This window comes from Neobacillus camarae, assembly GCF_054950115.1.
In genome coordinates, this window is record NZ_JBUCKX010000001.1 from 735,390 (window position 1) to 752,378 (window position 16,989).

At 40.7% G+C, this 16,989-nt stretch carries 21 protein-coding genes; 15 read left to right on the forward strand and 6 right to left on the reverse strand.

Features of this window, described 5'->3' with window-relative positions:
• The first annotated feature begins 92 nt into the window (after positions 1-92).
• Together ACY8D0_RS03580 and ACY8D0_RS03585 are read left to right on the forward strand one after the other, a co-directional pair.
• Positions 93-392, forward strand: a complete 300-nt coding sequence (locus ACY8D0_RS03580; protein ID WP_462409114.1) for a DUF3055 domain-containing protein — start codon at positions 93-95, stop codon at positions 390-392.
• 163 nt (positions 393-555) lie between these two features.
• Entirely contained in the window at positions 556-678 is a 123-nt protein-coding gene (locus ACY8D0_RS03585) for a GapA-binding peptide SR1P (protein ID WP_462409938.1), read from the forward strand.
• 376 nt (positions 679-1,054) lie between these two features.
• Here the strand turns inward: ACY8D0_RS03585 and ACY8D0_RS03590 are convergent, their stop codons facing one another.
• Positions 1,055-2,527 carry an aminotransferase class I/II-fold pyridoxal phosphate-dependent enzyme gene (locus tag ACY8D0_RS03590; protein WP_462409115.1) on the reverse strand — a complete coding sequence of 491 codons (1,473 nt, stop codon included), beginning with the start codon at positions 2,525-2,527 and terminating at the stop codon, positions 1,055-1,057.
• A 221-nt stretch (positions 2,528-2,748) separates the two neighbouring features.
• Between ACY8D0_RS03590 and ACY8D0_RS03595 the strand changes: the two genes are divergently transcribed.
• Complete coding sequence (locus tag ACY8D0_RS03595) at positions 2,749-3,708, forward strand: NAD(P)H-dependent flavin oxidoreductase (protein ID WP_462409116.1); 960 nt, start codon at positions 2,749-2,751, stop codon at positions 3,706-3,708.
• 42 nt (positions 3,709-3,750) lie between these two features.
• Positions 3,751-4,026, forward strand: coding sequence for a UPF0223 family protein (locus ACY8D0_RS03600; RefSeq protein WP_462409117.1), 276 nt, complete (start codon positions 3,751-3,753; stop codon positions 4,024-4,026).
• Positions 4,027-4,086: 60 nt separating this feature from the next.
• Here the strand turns inward: ACY8D0_RS03600 and ACY8D0_RS03605 are convergent, their stop codons facing one another.
• On the reverse strand, positions 4,087-4,719 hold the full coding sequence (locus ACY8D0_RS03605; protein ID WP_462409118.1) for a YktB family protein: 633 nt from the start codon (positions 4,717-4,719) through the stop codon (positions 4,087-4,089).
• Between the two features lie 202 nt (positions 4,720-4,921).
• Between ACY8D0_RS03605 and ACY8D0_RS03610 the strand changes: the two genes are divergently transcribed.
• Together ACY8D0_RS03610 and ACY8D0_RS03615 are read left to right on the forward strand one after the other, a co-directional pair.
• On the forward strand, positions 4,922-5,116 hold the full coding sequence (locus ACY8D0_RS03610; protein WP_462409119.1) for a hypothetical protein: 195 nt from the start codon (positions 4,922-4,924) through the stop codon (positions 5,114-5,116).
• Positions 5,117-5,377: 261 nt separating this feature from the next.
• Positions 5,378-6,175, forward strand: a complete 798-nt coding sequence (locus ACY8D0_RS03615) for an inositol monophosphatase family protein (protein WP_462409120.1) — start codon at positions 5,378-5,380, stop codon at positions 6,173-6,175.
• 34 nt (positions 6,176-6,209) lie between these two features.
• On the opposite strand, the gene ACY8D0_RS03620 is transcribed toward ACY8D0_RS03615, so the two are convergent.
• Positions 6,210-6,395, reverse strand: a complete 186-nt coding sequence (locus ACY8D0_RS03620; RefSeq protein ID WP_462409121.1) for a YlaF family protein — start codon at positions 6,393-6,395, stop codon at positions 6,210-6,212.
• A gap of 135 nt (positions 6,396-6,530) precedes the next feature.
• On the opposite strand from ACY8D0_RS03620, the gene typA reads away from it, so the two are divergent.
• The 3 genes from typA to ACY8D0_RS03635 are packed head-to-tail and all read left to right on the forward strand — an operon-like array spanning position 6,531 to position 9,032.
• Entirely contained in the window at positions 6,531-8,369 is a 1,839-nt protein-coding gene (gene typA / locus ACY8D0_RS03625) for a translational GTPase TypA (RefSeq protein WP_462409122.1), read from the forward strand.
• A 41-nt stretch (positions 8,370-8,410) separates the two neighbouring features.
• Positions 8,411-8,725, forward strand: coding sequence for a YlaH-like family protein (locus ACY8D0_RS03630; protein WP_462409123.1), 315 nt, complete (start codon positions 8,411-8,413; stop codon positions 8,723-8,725).
• A 13-nt stretch (positions 8,726-8,738) separates the two neighbouring features.
• On the forward strand, positions 8,739-9,032 hold the full coding sequence (locus ACY8D0_RS03635) for a hypothetical protein (protein WP_462409124.1): 294 nt from the start codon (positions 8,739-8,741) through the stop codon (positions 9,030-9,032).
• 279 nt (positions 9,033-9,311) lie between these two features.
• Here the strand turns inward: ACY8D0_RS03635 and ACY8D0_RS03640 are convergent, their stop codons facing one another.
• On the reverse strand, positions 9,312-9,512 hold the full coding sequence (locus tag ACY8D0_RS03640) for a YlaI family protein (protein ID WP_462409125.1): 201 nt from the start codon (positions 9,510-9,512) through the stop codon (positions 9,312-9,314).
• 162 nt (positions 9,513-9,674) lie between these two features.
• Here ACY8D0_RS03640 and ACY8D0_RS03645 point away from each other — a divergent pair, with 162 nt between their 5' ends.
• Positions 9,675-10,130, forward strand: a complete 456-nt coding sequence (locus tag ACY8D0_RS03645) for a pyridoxamine 5'-phosphate oxidase family protein (protein WP_462409126.1) — start codon at positions 9,675-9,677, stop codon at positions 10,128-10,130.
• A 17-nt stretch (positions 10,131-10,147) separates the two neighbouring features.
• Here the strand turns inward: ACY8D0_RS03645 and ACY8D0_RS03650 are convergent, their stop codons facing one another.
• On the reverse strand, positions 10,148-10,732 hold the full coding sequence (locus tag ACY8D0_RS03650; RefSeq protein ID WP_462409127.1) for a YhcN/YlaJ family sporulation lipoprotein: 585 nt from the start codon (positions 10,730-10,732) through the stop codon (positions 10,148-10,150).
• Between the two features lie 199 nt (positions 10,733-10,931).
• On the opposite strand from ACY8D0_RS03650, the gene ACY8D0_RS03655 reads away from it, so the two are divergent.
• Positions 10,932-12,260, forward strand: coding sequence for a PhoH family protein (locus ACY8D0_RS03655; protein ID WP_462409128.1), 1,329 nt, complete (start codon positions 10,932-10,934; stop codon positions 12,258-12,260).
• 122 nt (positions 12,261-12,382) lie between these two features.
• On the opposite strand, the gene ACY8D0_RS03660 is transcribed toward ACY8D0_RS03655, so the two are convergent.
• Entirely contained in the window at positions 12,383-12,880 is a 498-nt protein-coding gene (locus tag ACY8D0_RS03660; RefSeq protein WP_462409129.1) for a peptidyl-prolyl cis-trans isomerase, read from the reverse strand.
• Between the two features lie 165 nt (positions 12,881-13,045).
• Between ACY8D0_RS03660 and ACY8D0_RS03665 the strand changes: the two genes are divergently transcribed.
• The 4 genes from ACY8D0_RS03665 (at position 13,046) to ACY8D0_RS03680 (ending at position 16,815) form a co-directional block, all read left to right on the forward strand.
• Positions 13,046-13,327, forward strand: a complete 282-nt coding sequence (locus ACY8D0_RS03665; protein ID WP_462409939.1) for an Fpa/YlaN family protein — start codon at positions 13,046-13,048, stop codon at positions 13,325-13,327.
• 212 nt (positions 13,328-13,539) lie between these two features.
• Positions 13,540-14,742: an FtsW/RodA/SpoVE family cell cycle protein gene (locus ACY8D0_RS03670; RefSeq protein ID WP_462409130.1), complete on the forward strand. Its 1,203-nt coding sequence runs from the start codon at positions 13,540-13,542 to the stop codon at positions 14,740-14,742.
• Positions 14,743-15,016: 274 nt separating this feature from the next.
• Positions 15,017-16,045 (forward strand): glycoside hydrolase family 88/105 protein, encoded by a 1,029-nt coding sequence (locus ACY8D0_RS03675; RefSeq protein WP_462409131.1) that lies wholly within the window; start codon positions 15,017-15,019, stop codon positions 16,043-16,045.
• Between the two features lie 98 nt (positions 16,046-16,143).
• Positions 16,144-16,815, forward strand: coding sequence for a rhamnogalacturonan acetylesterase (locus ACY8D0_RS03680; protein ID WP_462409132.1), 672 nt, complete (start codon positions 16,144-16,146; stop codon positions 16,813-16,815).
• The last annotated feature ends 174 nt before the right edge of the window (positions 16,816-16,989 follow it).

The window sequence follows — 16,989 nt, forward strand, 5'->3', positions numbered from 1 at the left end:
CAACTTTTATAGATATTATGACATCAATTCTTGTGTTTTTACAAAAAAAGATTTATACTAAAATTCTAAATATTTAAAAAAGGAGGAACCCCATGGATTTATTCGACAAACTTTATGATGAACATGAAAGAGTAAAAGTAAGATTTGTAGGCTTCACTACAGAACACACCCGTTATGATTTTGGAATTGTCTATACAAATATGTTTTTTGGAAAACCCCTGGTCATCTGCATGCAAACCGGCCGTTCCACCCTCCTCGACCCTAAAGACATTGAAGATATTGATTACCTACAAAACGCTTTCCGTATTCCTGATAAACAGCAGGCCATTGATTTGGCTGAGTTCTTTAGCCATGCTTTGCCGGAAACTCCGTTTGTTACACAATATGAATAAATGGTGAAAAAAAGGTCAATTAAGACCTTTTTTTATTTTTTATTTTTTATTATGATATACAATTTAGGCTTGAAAAATAGATTGTGTTATATTATTATGTACTTAAGGATGTTTAATCGCTTTCATTTTGGGGATTCATTCATATGAAAAGGGGCTGGATATGATGGGGACAATTGTATGTCAAACATGTGAGACCACGATTGATCATTTTGAAGATGAGAAGGTAACCGTTCTTTATTCAAAATGCCATTGCTGCTGCGACGACCATAAACATGAAGAGCTATAAATATCTGGTTAACTAATTATTAAAATAAAAACAGGATTCCAAGCTGGAATCCTGTCGTTTTTTTGTTTAGGCTCTGTTAAACAATAATGTTGATTTTTTTCATTCTGTTGATTGGAGCGGATAAGCTTTACTCCTCGAAAATTCCTCAATTATGCTATCGCATAATTTCGTGCGATGAAAGTTCAGGATGCTTTCTTGTGCTATCGCATTTCTTCGTGCGTGGGCGGATTCGAGGATGAATTTCAGTGTCCTGTGTGAGTACGGGGCTGGGAAGACCCCCGCAGGCGCTTCAGCGCCGAGGAGGCTCCACGGCACGCCCGCTGGTTCGCTGAGCGCCTGCAGCGGAAATCAACAGGCAAATTTAACAGACCTTTGTTTAAGTAATCGCCTTGTATTCTTTTATTACATGGATGGTTTTCAATTCATCGTCTTCAGGTCCTTGCACAGGTAAACCGGCTTCCAAGTTTTTCTTAATATAATGGAGGTTTTCCTTTGTAATGATTTCACCTGGTATAAATATAGGTATTCCAGGAGGGTAAACCATGACAAATTCAGCAATGATTCTGCCTTCAGATTCCTCAAAAGGAATAATTTCTGTTTCTGAATAAAATGCATCTCTTGGTGTTAAGGCTAATACCGGTATTTCTGGAAGCAAAACTTGAACAGGCTCTGTTTTTTCAGCGCGATGCTCGAATTCCTTTGATAATTCGGTTAGCGCATTTACCAATATTTCAGCCTCGTGTTCCGAATCGCCGAACGTAATGATACAAAGGATATTATATAAGTCGGACAATTCTACCTCAATATTGAATCTTTCCCGTAACCATTTCTCTACTTCAAATCCAGTTAAACCCAAGTCTTTTACGGATATAATCAGTTTTGTCGGATCATAATCAAATGCTGCTTTGGTACCGAGGATTTCTTCACCGACACAATAAAGGTGGTCAATTTCATTTACCCTTTTCCGAATCGATTGGGCTAATATAATCGTCCGATCAATCAATTCCGTCCCTTTGACAGCAAGTTGTTTTCTTGCTGTGTCAAGGGAGGCAAGTAATAAATAGGAAGTGGAGGTAGTTGTCAGCATGCTCAAGATGGATTGAACGTGCTTGACAGACACCATACCTTCTTTTACGTTTAAAATGGAACTTTGCGTTAATGAACCCCCAAGTTTATGAACGCTGGTAGCGGCGATATCAGCTCCCGCTTGCATGGCTGAAAGTGGCAGGCGATCATGAAAATGAATATGAACTCCATGTGCTTCATCCACGAGTACCGGCACATTGTAGGAATGGGCAATTTCTACGATCTTCTTCAAATCCGCTGAAATACCGAAATAGGTTGGGTTAATGACAAGTACCCCTTTGGCATCGGGATGCTGCTGGAGTGCATGTTCCACAGCATCAGTGGTAATCCCGTGCGATATCCCTAGATTCTTATCAATTTCCGGATGGATAAAAACTGGGATAGCACCTGAAAAAACAATCGCAGACATGACGGATTTATGAACATTTCTAGGCACAATTATTTTCTCGCCAGGTCCGCAAACGGCCATCACCATTGTCATGATGGCTCCACTGGTACCTTGAACAGAGAAAAATGTGTAATCAGCCCCAAAGGCTTCTGCAGCCAATTCCTGTGCTTGTTTAATCATGCCTTTTGGATGGTGAAGATCATCCAGAGGACCGATATTTATCAAATCAATTGATAATGCGTTATCACCAATAAACTGTCGAAACTCAGGATCAATCCCCGCTCCCTTTTTATGGCCGGGAATATGAAATTGGACAGGATTTTTCTTAGCATGTTCGACTAAACCGCTAAATAACGGTGTTTGATTTTGAGACAATTATAACCACACCTCTTATTTCAAAAATACTTCTTGTTTCCATGTTTTTAAATACATAAAACAAATGAATTATAGCATTATTCATTCGCCTTGCATATAGAATTTTCAATGGTTTTTTGCACCATTTCATTTGAGCTTAAATTAGTTTCCCATATCAAAAGGAAATTTAACCTTTTGAATCGAATAACATGTAAAATGAGTTTATACTAGGAGGGGTTTTTTTGAATTGGCAGACTCGCGTGACTGAACTTCTCGACATCCGCTATCCCATCATTCAAGGGGGGTTGGCTTATTTAGCGTATTCCGATTTGGCTGCCGCCGTGTCAAATGCCGGAGGCCTTGGTCAAATCACGGCTATGTCGCTGGCCAGTCCTGATTTGTTGCGGCAAGAAATTCAAAAGGTAAGGAAATTGACCGATAAACCGTTCGGGGTTAATTTTGCGATTGGACAACAAAACAGGCCTTATTCTGATTTTTTACAAGTAGCGATTGATGAAGAAGTACCCGTCATTTCTATGACAGGTGGAAACCCAGCGCCAATACTAGAACGGTTGGCGGGGACTTCCATAAAAAAACTGGTTCTGGTTGCAGCCAGAAGACAAGCCGTAAAAGCTGAACAGCTGGGTGCTGACGCTGTGATGGTTGTTGGGCAAGAGGGGGGAGGCCATCTTGGCCGCGATGACATAGGAACCATGGTGTTAATTCCGCAAGTGGTGGATTCCGTCTCTATCCCCGTCATGGCATCGGGCGGTATTGGCGATGGCAGGGGACTTATGGCAGCTTTAAGTTTAGGAGCCGAAGGAATTGAAATGGGGACAAGATTCATTGCAGTTCAAGAGTGTATCCATGCGAATCAAATTTATAAAGACGCTTTAGTGGAAAGTTCTGAAACCGATACGGTGGTTATTAAACGCTCCATTGGGGCTCCGGCACGTGCCATTGCCAACAGCTGGACTAATCAAATTCTTGAAATTGAAAAAAATAATGGCGGTTATGAAGAGCTCCAGGACTTTATAAGTGGAGCAGCCAATAAGCGTTACATATACGACGGGGCTGTCGATAACGGATTTGCTTGGGCCGGGCAGGTGATGGGACTAATTAGGGATGTGCCTGCCGCGGGTGAGCTGATTCAGCGTATCATAAAGGAAGCGGAAGAAATTCGCGAAAAGTGGAGACAATAAAAAAAATTACGCTCTATGTAAATATTTCAAGCAGGTGAAAAGATGGAATATCAGTACCCGATTGATTATAACTGGTCTACTGAAGAGATTATCGATGTGATTAAATTTTTTGAAGCAGTTGAAAAAGCTTATGAAAACGGAATTGACCGTGATAAAATCATGAACGCTTATCGCCGTTTTAAAGAAATCGTACCCAGTAAGGCCCAAGAGAAGACGATTTGTAATGAATTTGAAGAAATGAGCCGTTACTCGTCCTATCGAACGATTCAGAGGGCAAAGGAAGCTTCTCCTGGGGAACGCATTCTCATGAAGTCCTAGAAACTAAAAAGAATCAGGCTTGGAGTATACTTCAAGCCTGATTCTTTTTAGAGAGAAGCATTATTTTATTTTTTGCGCGATTAAGTATAAAGGGGTGACGGTTTTGAACACTTCATCGATTTTGGCTAATATACCATCCGCACCTAAGTGGATTGCTTCTTCTTTGTCCATGGTATAGCCGCATAACAGTTCTGCCTTCTTTATGGTTTGGAGTCTGTCGAACATTGTCAGTAAATCGCTTTTTTTAAGACCCTGATTGGAAAGTGTTTCCGGTTTTGTATGGTCTAACGACCATACATAGTCTTTGGGAGTTTCCTTATAGATTTTATTTGCTTTTTTAGCAAAACGTGCCCCGATTTCACTTTTCTGCGGCGCTTCATAAATAATGGCAAACCAAATAAATAAATGTGTTTTCCATAAGCCGACTTGAAAATGGGGTAGCATTTTATACCCCCGCGGATTATTGGCAAAAGCAACCCATGTATCCTTCGGAGGATTAATGGTTCTCCGTGCATGTTTGGCAACATGGGCAAACATTTCTTCCCCTGTTAAGGCAGCTAAGCGCGGGGAAAAGTAATGGCCCAATGCTTCCAGTTTGGGTCGAATGGTACTTTTTAGTGCTTCCATTCTAGGCTCTAGGCCATCGATTAAAAAAACATCAAAATCCTGTTTGGTAAACCCGTTAAATTCCACAGCATTACCCCCATCCCTAATCTATTTATGCCATATATATCGTCAGGATCATCATGAACGAGATTATTGTAGCACATTGGCGAAAAGACTAGTAATTTGTTGCCTCAATAGGTGAATGCACATATTTGTTCCAACATTGGAATCAGGCACATATTATACATTAAACAAAATTCAGAAAAAAAAAACAAAGGGAGGAGAAAGTGTGAAACAATTAATGAACACATCATTAAAAAAAGTAGGCGACAAGCAACGGACAGCGGTTTTGAGGCTCGAAATGGATTACGAATTGGCTGTTTTATTTGAAGCAATCGAAGAAAATAATGAGAAGAAAATAAAGGATTGCAAACAAAAGTTGGAAAGAATCCGCCAGGAATTATTACGATTAAAGGGATTTTAATTTTATAGAATAGTATGTAATGTCTAAGGGGATTTGAGATTGTAATGATACAGAACAAAATCATATCGTCTTGAACGAACTCCAAAAATACAGGGGGAGTTCGTTTATTATTGGCATCAGGCAAGAATTTTAAAAAGGCTGACATTAAAAGTTGATAGGAGACTTTTCGTGGTTTAAGCTATAATTACATTAATTTGAATATTTAGCCCATACTACATAACATCTTGACTATAACTCGGAATACAATATTGGAGGGGAATTATGGACTGGGATATCATTTATTCCCATGCACAGCAATGGGTAAAGGAAGCGGGGGAGAGAATTCGTTCATCCTTTGATGAGACCTTGGACATTCAAACAAAGTCGAATCCCAATGATTTGGTCACGAACATGGATAAAGAGATAGAGCAATTTTTTATCGGTAAAATTAACCTAGAGTATCCCGGCCACAAAATAATGGGAGAAGAAGGTTTTGGTGACCAGCTGGATAGCTTGGAAGGAATCGTGTGGCTGATTGACCCGATTGATGGTACCATGAATTTTATACATCAGCAAAGAAATTTTGCCATCTCCCTGGGTGTATATGAAGCAGGGGTAGGAAAAATTGGTTTGGTATATGATGTTGTTCACGATGAACTGTACCATGCGCAAAGAGGCAAAGGGGCTTTCTTAAATGAACAACCACTCCCTGCGCTTAAAGAAACAACCGTAAAAGAATCAATTATCGCATTAAATGCGACGTGGGTTATGGAAAATCGTCGTATAGACCATAATTTATTGATCCCATTGGCGAGAGAGGCAAGGGGAACAAGATCGTATGGAAGCGCTGCTCTTGAATTGATTTTTGTTGCCACTGGGCGGGTGGATGCATACATATCACTAAGGTTAGCTCCATGGGATTTTGCCGGAGGAGCCGTGATTGTGGAGGAATTGGGCGGAGTGATAACCAATTTGAGAGGAGAAAAGCTGGACTCCCTATCAAGGGATTCGGTTTTCGCGGCAAAACCTGGTTTGCATCAGACTATTCTGGAGGACTATTTAAAGAATGGAAAATGGTAAAAGAAGCCTGCACGGCTTCTTTTTATTTACTGGATTATAATAGGCCCTTTTCACGGAGTTTCTTTTTGGTTTTAAATCCCAGTCCCATGATCACCACCAAAGCCACTATACAGCCAAACAAGCCCAGCATGCTTTTTTCTGCGATGGCAATCCCCATTCCCATGATACTGGCTGCCGCTAAAATCGCAAAAATGAGCATCTGCCAATTAACTTGATTCATTATATTTGCCCCTTATGTAAAGTTTTAATTTTATTCTACATAAAAAGCTTTTAGGTTTCCACTTTTATTATGGTATAATGTTTTAGTTGCGGATGAGAAACTATAAATAATTTAATGATCAGGAGTGGAACTTCTTTGAACATAAGAAACGATATTCGAAATATAGCAATCATTGCCCACGTTGACCATGGTAAAACAACGCTGGTGGACCAATTATTAAGACAGGCAGGAACATTCCGTTCCAACGAGCATGTCGAAGAACGTGCAATGGACTCAAATGATTTAGAAAGAGAACGCGGGATTACCATCCTTGCGAAGAATACTGCTATCCAGTATAAGGACACAAGAATTAATATCTTAGACACACCAGGACATGCGGACTTTGGCGGCGAGGTGGAACGGATCATGCGAATGGTCGATGGCGTTCTCTTGGTTGTTGATGCGTATGAAGGATGTATGCCGCAAACCAGGTTTGTGTTAAAAAAAGCATTGGAACAAAATTTAACGCCAATCGTTGTCGTAAACAAGATTGACCGTGATTTTGCCCGTCCCCAAGCGGTTGTCGATGAAGTCATCGATTTATTTATTGAACTGGATGCCAATGAGGACCAATTGGAGTTCCCGGTTGTTTATGCATCAGCCATTAACGGTACTGCAAGCCTAGATCCTGAAAAGCAGGATGAAAACATGCAATCGTTATACGAGTCGATTATTGACCACATTCCGGCACCAGTGGATAACAGTGAAGAACCGCTTCAATTCCAAGTGGCGCTGCTTGATTATAACGAATATGTCGGCCGTATTGGAGTTGGCAGGGTATTCCGTGGAACGATGAAGGTGGGGCAACAAGTTGCCTTGATGAAGCTGGATGGGTCAGTTAAGCAATTCCGTGTCACCAAATTGTTTGGTTTCTTCGGACTGAAGCGGGAAGAAATTGAAGAAGCGAAAGCCGGAGATTTAGTGGCTGTATCCGGGATGGAGGATATCAACGTTGGTGAAACCGTCTGCCCAATCGACCAACAAGAGGCTCTGCCGGTTTTACGAATTGATGAGCCTACATTGCAAATGACCTTTGTTGTAAACAATAGCCCATTTGCCGGCCGGGAAGGAAAATTTGTTACGGCACGTAAGATAGAAGAAAGACTTAGGGAACAATTGCACACAGATGTAAGCTTGCGTGTAGAAAATACAGACTCACCAGATGCGTGGATTGTTTCCGGACGTGGTGAACTTCACCTTTCTATATTAATTGAGAATATGCGCCGCGAAGGATTTGAACTTCAGGTATCAAAACCGGAGGTTATCGTAAAAGAAGTTGATGGAGTACGCTGTGAGCCTGTAGAGAGAGTGCAAATTGATGTACCGGAGGAACACACCGGCGCTATTATGGAATCAATTGGGGCCCGTAAAGGGGAAATGCTCGATATGATTAATAACGGTAATGGCCAAGTTCGCTTGATATTTAATGTACCAGCCCGAGGTTTAATTGGATATACAACCGAATTTATGACCCAAACGCGCGGATATGGTATCCTTAACCATACTTTTGACAGCTACCAGCCAATGATTACTGGTCAGGTTGGCGGACGGCGCCAAGGGGTCCTGGTGTCAATGGAAACAGGGAAGGCTTCCACCTATGGTATAATGCAGGTAGAAGACCGTGGAACAATCTTTGTTGAACCAGGAACGGAAATTTATGAGGGAATGATTGTCGGGGAGCATACCAGGGAAAATGATCTCTCTGTTAATATCACAAAGGTTAAGCAACAGACAAACGTGCGCTCAGCCACAAAAGACCAAACCTCAGTGATTAAGAAACCGCGCATCATGACACTCGAAGAGTCGTTGGAGTACCTAAACGATGACGAATATTGTGAGGTAACACCACAATCCATTCGTCTTAGAAAGAAAATATTAGATAAAAGTGAACGGGAAAAACATGCCAAAAAGAAAAAATACGCTGAAATGAGTTAACGCTAAAACTTTGTTCCCCCTAAATTCAAGGAGGTTCTAAAATGGATGTTGCAGAGCATTTGTCATTTTTCGCAGCCCTTTTTAAGGTAAGTGAGCAGCCTAAATTAGGTATGTGGCTGCTTTACTTAACCATCGTTGCATTATGCATTATTGTTTATAAATTGGGTTTTGCCAAAAAACTGCCGCTCCTTAAATCACTGATTATTTATTTCTTTTTATGTGTGGGATGCACAATCCTCACGTTTTTTGCAATCTTTTTGCCGATAGCAGAAGGCCTTGTGGTAGCGGCATTAATCTTAATTATTTATAAAGTCCGGCTGCATCATTCCAAAAAGGAGCAGACCGAGGCAAAGTAAGGGGGGGTTGGTTTTGAATTCCTTACAGGATGTTTTATATAATTGGCTTACCATCAAGGTAGTTTATGATGCCCGTCCCGAGGATACGGCAGCGGCGGAAACAAAAGTGCACTTTGATGAACTCCTGGTTTCGGAACATCATGTTTCCAATATTGAAGTTGCAACAGATGAGGAAATGTACTACATTTCTTATCAGCAGGAGGATCAAACCAAAAAAGCACGTTTTCCCAGGGAGCTGATAGAAGTCATGCTCAACCAAATTAATCGTGAACCTGAAAAATATGTCAATTACCCTGATGAAGACTAAAAAAACCTCAAGCTCATAAGGAGCTTGAGGTTTTTTGCGTTTTTTACGATTTTCTTATTATTTCGGAACTTTATTTCGTCCTTGAGGATGGTCCAGCTCCACAAGGAAAGCTTCGGCAGCATCGTATCGCACGCAGCCCCTGCGCCAAAGCATATTCGTGGTGCGGCTGTTCAGCTCGCACAAGGAAAGCTCCAACTGCATTAGACAGCGCACGAACAAAAAGCGTTGCTTTTAGGAGGAAGCCTGTCGAGCGCTGCCTAAGGCGCTTGCGCTGATCTTTTACCATTCATCCACTTCGGATTTGGGCCGGTAAAACCGAAAATTACCGGTATTGATTCTTTCAGTGGTTCTTTCCGTTATCCTTTCAGTGCATTGTTTACACATATATGTATGGATGGGCCGATTTCGCAAGCGTTTGGCTGTGAATGACTCATCATTTATGGATTCAATTTTATCGCAAAGTACACACTTGACCCTCATAAAAGCACCTCATTTCTGTTCTAAAAACCATATTCCTTATTATACTATACCATGCCAAAAGACCTTAAAGCAGTAAAGTGTTTAAGTTGATGAAAAAAAGGGATAGTAGTAATATGAAAATATCCGTTTTCGAAAGATGAGAGATGAAAGGGGCTTTAGAAAATGGCAAACGAAGTGGAACCTTTTTTAATTAAGCCTTTATACGATGAACTGCAGAAAGAGAGATTCGTGACTATAGCCACAATTGACCATGAAACAGGCGGTCCGAATGTTAGTGCCATTTCATGGATATTAGCAAAGAATGAGCATACCATTTGCTTTGCGGTAGATAACCGGTCAAGAATTTTGGAAAACATAAAAGCAAATAATCAGGTAGTCATTATTTTAATTGCCAATGAGTCCACCTATTCCATTTCGGGTGATGTAACCATAAAAGAACAAACACTAAAGGAATTTCCATTAAAACTTGCGCTACTGGAAATGAAAATCCATGAAGTGAGAGATGTTATGTTTTATGGTTCAAAAATCATATCTGAGGTCCAATATGATAAAACTTATGATAAGAATGCTGCCGAGAAGTTAGACCAACAGGTAATGGGCGCATTGAAAAAAGCTTAGGTTAGCCTAAGCTTTTGTTATTTATGATAATTGGATTGTTTCTCTTGCTCCTTATTAAGCTGTTTTTCCTGTTTTGCAGGAAGCTTATTATCCTGCTGGTCAGTCACATTTTTCGGTGTCGGTGTAATCATATCACCTGGTACTTCCGGTATTAATCGTCCAGCTACATCACCAAGTTCATTCATTATTCCTCTAATTGGCCGCCCATTGTTGATATCGGCTTGAATTTCTTTTAAACGCTGGTAGGTATCTGCATCGGCTACTACCACGGCTTTGGCACCATATGGATCTTTACTCAAACTTTCAGCTACTGAGTATTTAATGGTTCCCACTTCGGATCGGTCCATTTTAGAGTTTACATCAATCCCAACTATTGCATAGTTTCCTAAAACGACAGCTGTAGCATCATTGACATCAGGCACGCTAGTCGCAAGACTTACTAGCCGTTTGGAGATTTGCCGCCCTGTTTTCCGGTCCACATTTTCTATATTAGTATTTTTAACCTTTACCATAGAATTGTTCTGTGCATTATTATCCTCGTTATTGTTGTTACACCCGCAAAGGATGAGGGAAACCATGGCTAATATCATTATTTTCTTCATATAAACCCTCCAAGATGTATTTCAATTATGAAAGATATGGTAATAATACTTTTGTCATATTTCCGTGAACGGCTAACAATTATTGTGCGGATTTTCTTCTATCTTTATTCCAATAATCATATATTTTACCAAAGTCCATCTAGTATTTGGATCGACACTACGAGAACAAATTTATACAACGTGAGACGGAGGCGTCGCTTTGAGTAAAATATACGTGTTGGATACAAATGTCTTATTACAAGACCCGTATTCCATTTTCTCCTTTGAAGACAATGAGGTTGTTATTCCAGCAGTAGTTCTTGAAGAAGTGGACTCAAAGAAAAGATACATGGATGAAATTGGGAGAAATGCCCGGCATGTGTCTAGATTAATTGATGGCCTTAGGGCCTCTGGCAAACTGCATGAAAAAATCCCTCTAGAAAATGGGGGGACCGTCCGCATCGAGTTAAATCATCGATCCTTTCATGAACTTCAGGACATTTTTATTGAGAAAACGAATGATAATCGTATACTTGCGGTGGCAAAAAACTTATATTTAGAGGAACTGACGAAGGAAAATGGCAAACAGGTCACTTTAGTGAGCAAGGATGCTTTAGTCAGGGTAAAGGCAGATGCAATCGGACTGCATGCCGAAGACTTCCTGAATGACCGGGTAGTGGAAATGGACTCAATTTATACTGGATTTATCGAGGCATTTGTTCCTGTTGACTTGTTGAATCACTACTATGAAAAGGGTGAACTGTCTCTTATTGATATTGGCAGCCACCACTTTTATCCTAATCAATTTGTCATTTTGAAAGATGCACTTGGGAGCTCTGCTTCAGCCTTAGGTATTGTCGATAGGAAAGCAAAAAAACTGAAAAAACTGGCTCTGAACCAAGAACATGTGTGGGGAATTCACTCCCGCAACGTTCAGCAAACAATGGCGATTGAATTATTGCTGCGAAAGGATATCCCGCTCGTTACCTTGACTGGTAAGGCTGGAACAGGAAAGACTCTGCTTGCCTTGGCAGCAGGGTTAATGCAAACGGAAGATTTCCAAACCTATAAAAAGCTTCTCGTAGCCAGGCCGATTGTACCGGTTGGCAAGGACTTGGGATTTTTGCCTGGAGAAAAACAAGAAAAGCTAAGACCATGGATGCAGCCCATTTTTGATAATTTGGAATATCTATTTAATACGAAAAAGCCAGGAGAATTGGATGCCATCTTAGCGGGGATGGGTTCAATTGAGGTGGAGGCACTTACTTACATCCGAGGCAGAAGTCTGCCTAAACAGTTCATCATTATTGATGAGGCGCAAAATTTAACAAAACATGAAGTAAAAACAATCCTCACAAGGGTAGGGGAGGATAGCAAGATTGTCCTGATGGGAGACCCCGAACAAATTGATCATCCCTATCTTGATGCTTATAACAATGGATTGACCTATGTTGTGGAAAAGTTTAAAGATCAAGTCATTTCCGGACATGTAAAGTTGCAAAAAGGTGAAAGGTCAGGGTTGGCGAGACTGGCGGCGGATCTTCTCTAGCTAAAGAAAACTCGACGCTGGCGAGCCCTGGAGGGCGAAGACAGTGGCGTAGTTGAACTTATGCCTAATAGGAAAGTTTAATACTTTCCGGTTAAAAAATACGGGAGCCAAGTGGCCCCCGTTTATTTTACTGTAAATCCACGCACATTTGTGATAGGTGAATCCAGATTGGACCCATCTCCAAAGAAAATGTGCACGGGGCCACTTTCTTTAATCGGTTTGCCGGAATCGGCAAACTTAAAAATCAGTTCATAGGCATCCTTTAAAGGGATTTCATAATCCTTATCCTTTGTATGGATGATAACAGTTGCAGCATCGCTTGCTGGTTCTGAATTTTGCAAAAATGGCTGGAACTTGATGCCGAAGGTGCCGGTCATTACCTTTACTTTCTCAAATTGCTTTTCTGTCTTTAAGGTTGGAGGAAAAATAGCCCCCTCCATTATTTCGCGGTCCCAATGTTTTGATACTGATTTTGTATACTCCTCATTTGTATCCAACTTTTCATTTTTCCTAGAAAAATAAGTGGTCAAATCAATTTTTCGATCATCAAAAATCCATGTCCCTGGGTCTAATGTGATGTTGAATTTTACATTTCCCGAAATATGCAAAATATTTTCCATATCTTTTCCCCCTCAATGTTGACATCAATTAGTATAACTTTTTTTTGAAGGAATGCCTAATTGTAACTCTTATCTATAAAAACCGCATTGTTCTTGCAATTTTCCGCTCCAGGCGGTAAAATTTATAGATAAGTTGAATAATCGCTCTGAAATGGGGGATCAATGTTGGCGTCTGAAATGATCGTAAACCACCAGGAAAAAGCCTATGCCTTATTGCAGGCTGATGCTGAAAAAATATTAAAGCTGATCAAAGTGCAAATGGACAATCTTACGATGCCTCAATGCCCTCTTTATGAAGAGGTATTGGATACACAAATGTTTGGCCTGTCTAGGGAAATTGACTTTGCTGTACGGTTGGGCCTGATTGATAGTAAGGATGGAAAGGCAATTTTGGATAAATTAGAAAGAGAATTATCCGTACTTCATGATGCATTTTTGAAAAAATAAATCGATGATAAACTCAAACAAATTGTTTGGGTTTTTATTTCGTTCATTATTTTGTACATTCTAATTTCAAACATTCCGATTTTCTCTTACCCTTCCCATTCAGAATATTCTTTATTAAAATGTTGTAACAAATCACCTTTTCCTCAAGTCAGAATAATAATTTTCTATTATAATAGAGTTTATAAATCCATTTTGAAAATGAGGACCGGTAAATGTTTAAAAAAATATTGAGATCATATGATTATTCTTTGATAATATCCATCATGCTTTTGTGTGCGTTTGGATTAATTATGATATATAGCTCCAGCATTGCATGGGCAGTCCAAAGGTACCATGTGCCCAGTGACTATTTTTATCAGAAGCAAAAAATATGGCTCATGTTGTTTGTAGTCATCTTTCTGGCCACGGCAATTCTCCCTTATAAAATCATGAGATTCAATAGAGTCCTTGTGTTAATCGTCCTTGGTTCACTTTGCTTACTTGGCGGTCTGTTCGTGTTTGGGGACGTCGCCGGCGGGGCGCAGAGCTGGTATAAGTTCGGTTCGAATAAATTTCAGCCATCAGAGTTTGTCAAACTTGCCGTCATCATCTATCTGGCAGCGGTATACTCCAAAAAGCAAGCCTATATCAATCAATTTAATAAGGGTGTACTTCCGCCGTTGGCCTATTTATTTGTTGTTTGCTTTTTGATTATTCTCCAGCCCGATTATGGGACAGCCAGTATTATTGCCTTTATTTCGGCGACCATTATTTTTTGCTCGGGCATGAACTATAAAACGATTTTAAAACTGGTCACGATTGCTTTGGTTATTCTGATACCCGTTATCATCGCAATGAAAGGGGAAATCTTTTCGGAAAAACGGTTGAGCCGGATTACCATTATAGATAACCCATTTGCAGATGCCCAGAACGAAGGGTATCATCTTGTTAACTCGTATATAGCCATTGGTTCGGGCGGAGTCAATGGGTTGGGGTTAGGCCAAAGTGTTCAAAAGCTTGGATATTTGCCAGAATCCCATACGGACTTCATTATGGCTGTTGTGGCCGAAGAATTAGGAATTTGGGGAGTCGGCTTTGTCATTCTTTTACTTACGTATGTAGTGTTAAGAGGAATTTATATTGGGTTGCAATGTAAAGATCCGTTTGGTAGTTTACTGGCAATTGGAATTTCCAGCATGATTGGAATTCAATCGCTTATCAACTTGGCAGGGGTATCGGGCGCAATCCCGCTTACCGGTGTTCCGCTTCCGTTCATCAGCTATGGCGGATCGTCCCTTCTTTCGTTAGCAGCCGCGACGGGAATCCTTGTTAATATTTCTATGTTCACGAAATATGAAAGAAAATATAAACATCAAGAGGAGCAAACAGAAAGAAGGACATATTCTCAAGATGGAAAAGTTTTCTATATCAAATAGGATGCGGGGAGACGGCAGTCGTCTCCCTTTTGCCTTGCTGGATTTTGAAACCGTTGCCAATTAGCCGCCTTGCCCCCTGTTATTCTACTTGACCAAATAGCCAGAACACTGTTTTTTAACATAAAAAAACTGAATTTTAAATTTTGTTCTAATAATCCATTCCATATAATTAAAACGAATGCATCCAAATTTACCGGTTTCTAAATCATTCTTACATTTTCGAATTTGAGGGCATTGGGTGGACTATAATCAAAACATCTCAGGAGGGGGAAAAATGCCACAATTAGTATTGGAGACAAACAAGATTAGCCAAGCGATTGACCTTGTAGTGGAGCGTACCTTTAAAATGGATTTCGATTGGGATTGGCCAGGGGGAGTCGCCTTATTTGGTGTCGCCGAAGCATATGAAGCTACAGGTGAAAAGAAATATTTACAGTATCTTAAGGATTGGGTCGACGCGGAACTGGAGGACGGCATGCCGCCAATTACAGTTAATGCTTCCTCCGTTGGACACATCCTGCTGACATTATATAAAGAGACAAACGAAGAGAAGTATCTAAATAGTGCATTACAAATAGCCGATTTTTTACTAACTGATGCTGAGCGCTTTGCAGATGGTGTTCTGCAGCATACAGTAGGTGGAACTAAATATATTTTCCCGGAACAGGCTTGGGTGGATACCATGTTTATGGCCGGTTATTTTCTGCTTAGGATTGGCCATATGCTTGATCGGGAGGACTACTTCAATTTTGGATTAAAGCAATACCACGGACATGAAAGGTTTTTGCAGGATGACATAACCAATCTGTATTATCATGGCTGGGACAATATCGGACAAAATCACATGTCAGGAATTTTTTGGGCTAGAGGCAATAGCTGGGCGGCCTACACAATGGCACGTGCACTTGAACTGATTGAGGTACAGCATCCGTCCCATATGATTATAGCCGGTTCATTGCGTGACCAGCTAAGCGCTTTGGTTCGGCTCCAGTCTGAAACAGGGCTTTGGCATACGATTGTGGATGACCCTTCCTCCTATCTTGAGACATCAGGATCGGCTGGTATTGCCGCCGCATTAGTAAAAAGGGGTAAATTGTATAACAAGTATATCCAAAGATCCGTCGAAGGAATCCTCAGCCAGATTCGTGAAGACGGTTCGGTTATGGGCGTATCGGCTGGAACAGCTGTCATGTATGATGCAAGCGGATACAAAGAAGTTCCTTATAAACGCGTGCAAGGATGGGGACAAGGTTTAGTATTAGCCTTTTTGGCACTTCTGTTAAAAAGAGAAAATAGAAAATAGATAATAGTCACAAGGTGACCTGTGGAGAGTGTGAACGGTTTCCACAGGTTATTTGCAGTGCCTGGTTCATTGTTAGAGATAGATGCGGAGGAAGAGAAATGGAAAAGATCAATATATTCTTGGCTGGAGATTCAACCATGGCAAATTACCCGAAGAATGAGGCTCCCATGGCCGGCTGGGGGCAAATGCTTCAAAATTTATTTACAGAGGAAGTAAAAGTCTATAACTTTGCAAAATGTGGTGCTAGTACTAACACATTTATTGAAATCGGGTATTTAGACATCATACATGATTTCATTAAGCCTAATGATTATCTGTTTGTTCAATTCGGCCATAATGATCAAAAGGCTTTTGGAACCCAGCCTTTTACAACCTATCAATCTAATTTAACGGAATTTGTTAATGCGGCCCGTGAAAAAGGGGCCACTCCCGTGTTGCTTCCATCTGTTCACAGGAGAAATTTCGATGAAACAGGAAAGGTAACCAATACGCTGGGGGACTATCCAAGTGCGGTGATTCAGTTGGCAGAAAAGCTGGAAGTGCCGGTAATCAATTTATGGTCAAAAACAGAAAACCTGTATCAGTCACTGGGACCGGAGGGCTCAAAGCAATTATTTGTTTGGTTTGAAGAAAACGAACATCCTAATTATCCAAATGGGATTCAGGAAAACACTCATTTCTGCGAACAAGGAGCATTTCAGATTGCAAAACTCGCATTGGAAGGTGTAAAGGAATTACAACTGCCGATAGCGTCTTTTATTAAGGAATAGTTTAATAGAATGTCTCTGTAAAACATATTGTTGATTTTTTAAACGCTGTTGATTGGAGCGGATACGCTCGACTCCTGCGGGAGTACGGGGCAGGGGAGACCCCGCAGGCGCTTCTAGCGCCGAGGAGGCTTACCGGCATGCCCACGAGTTTCCTGAATGACCTGGAGAGGAAAT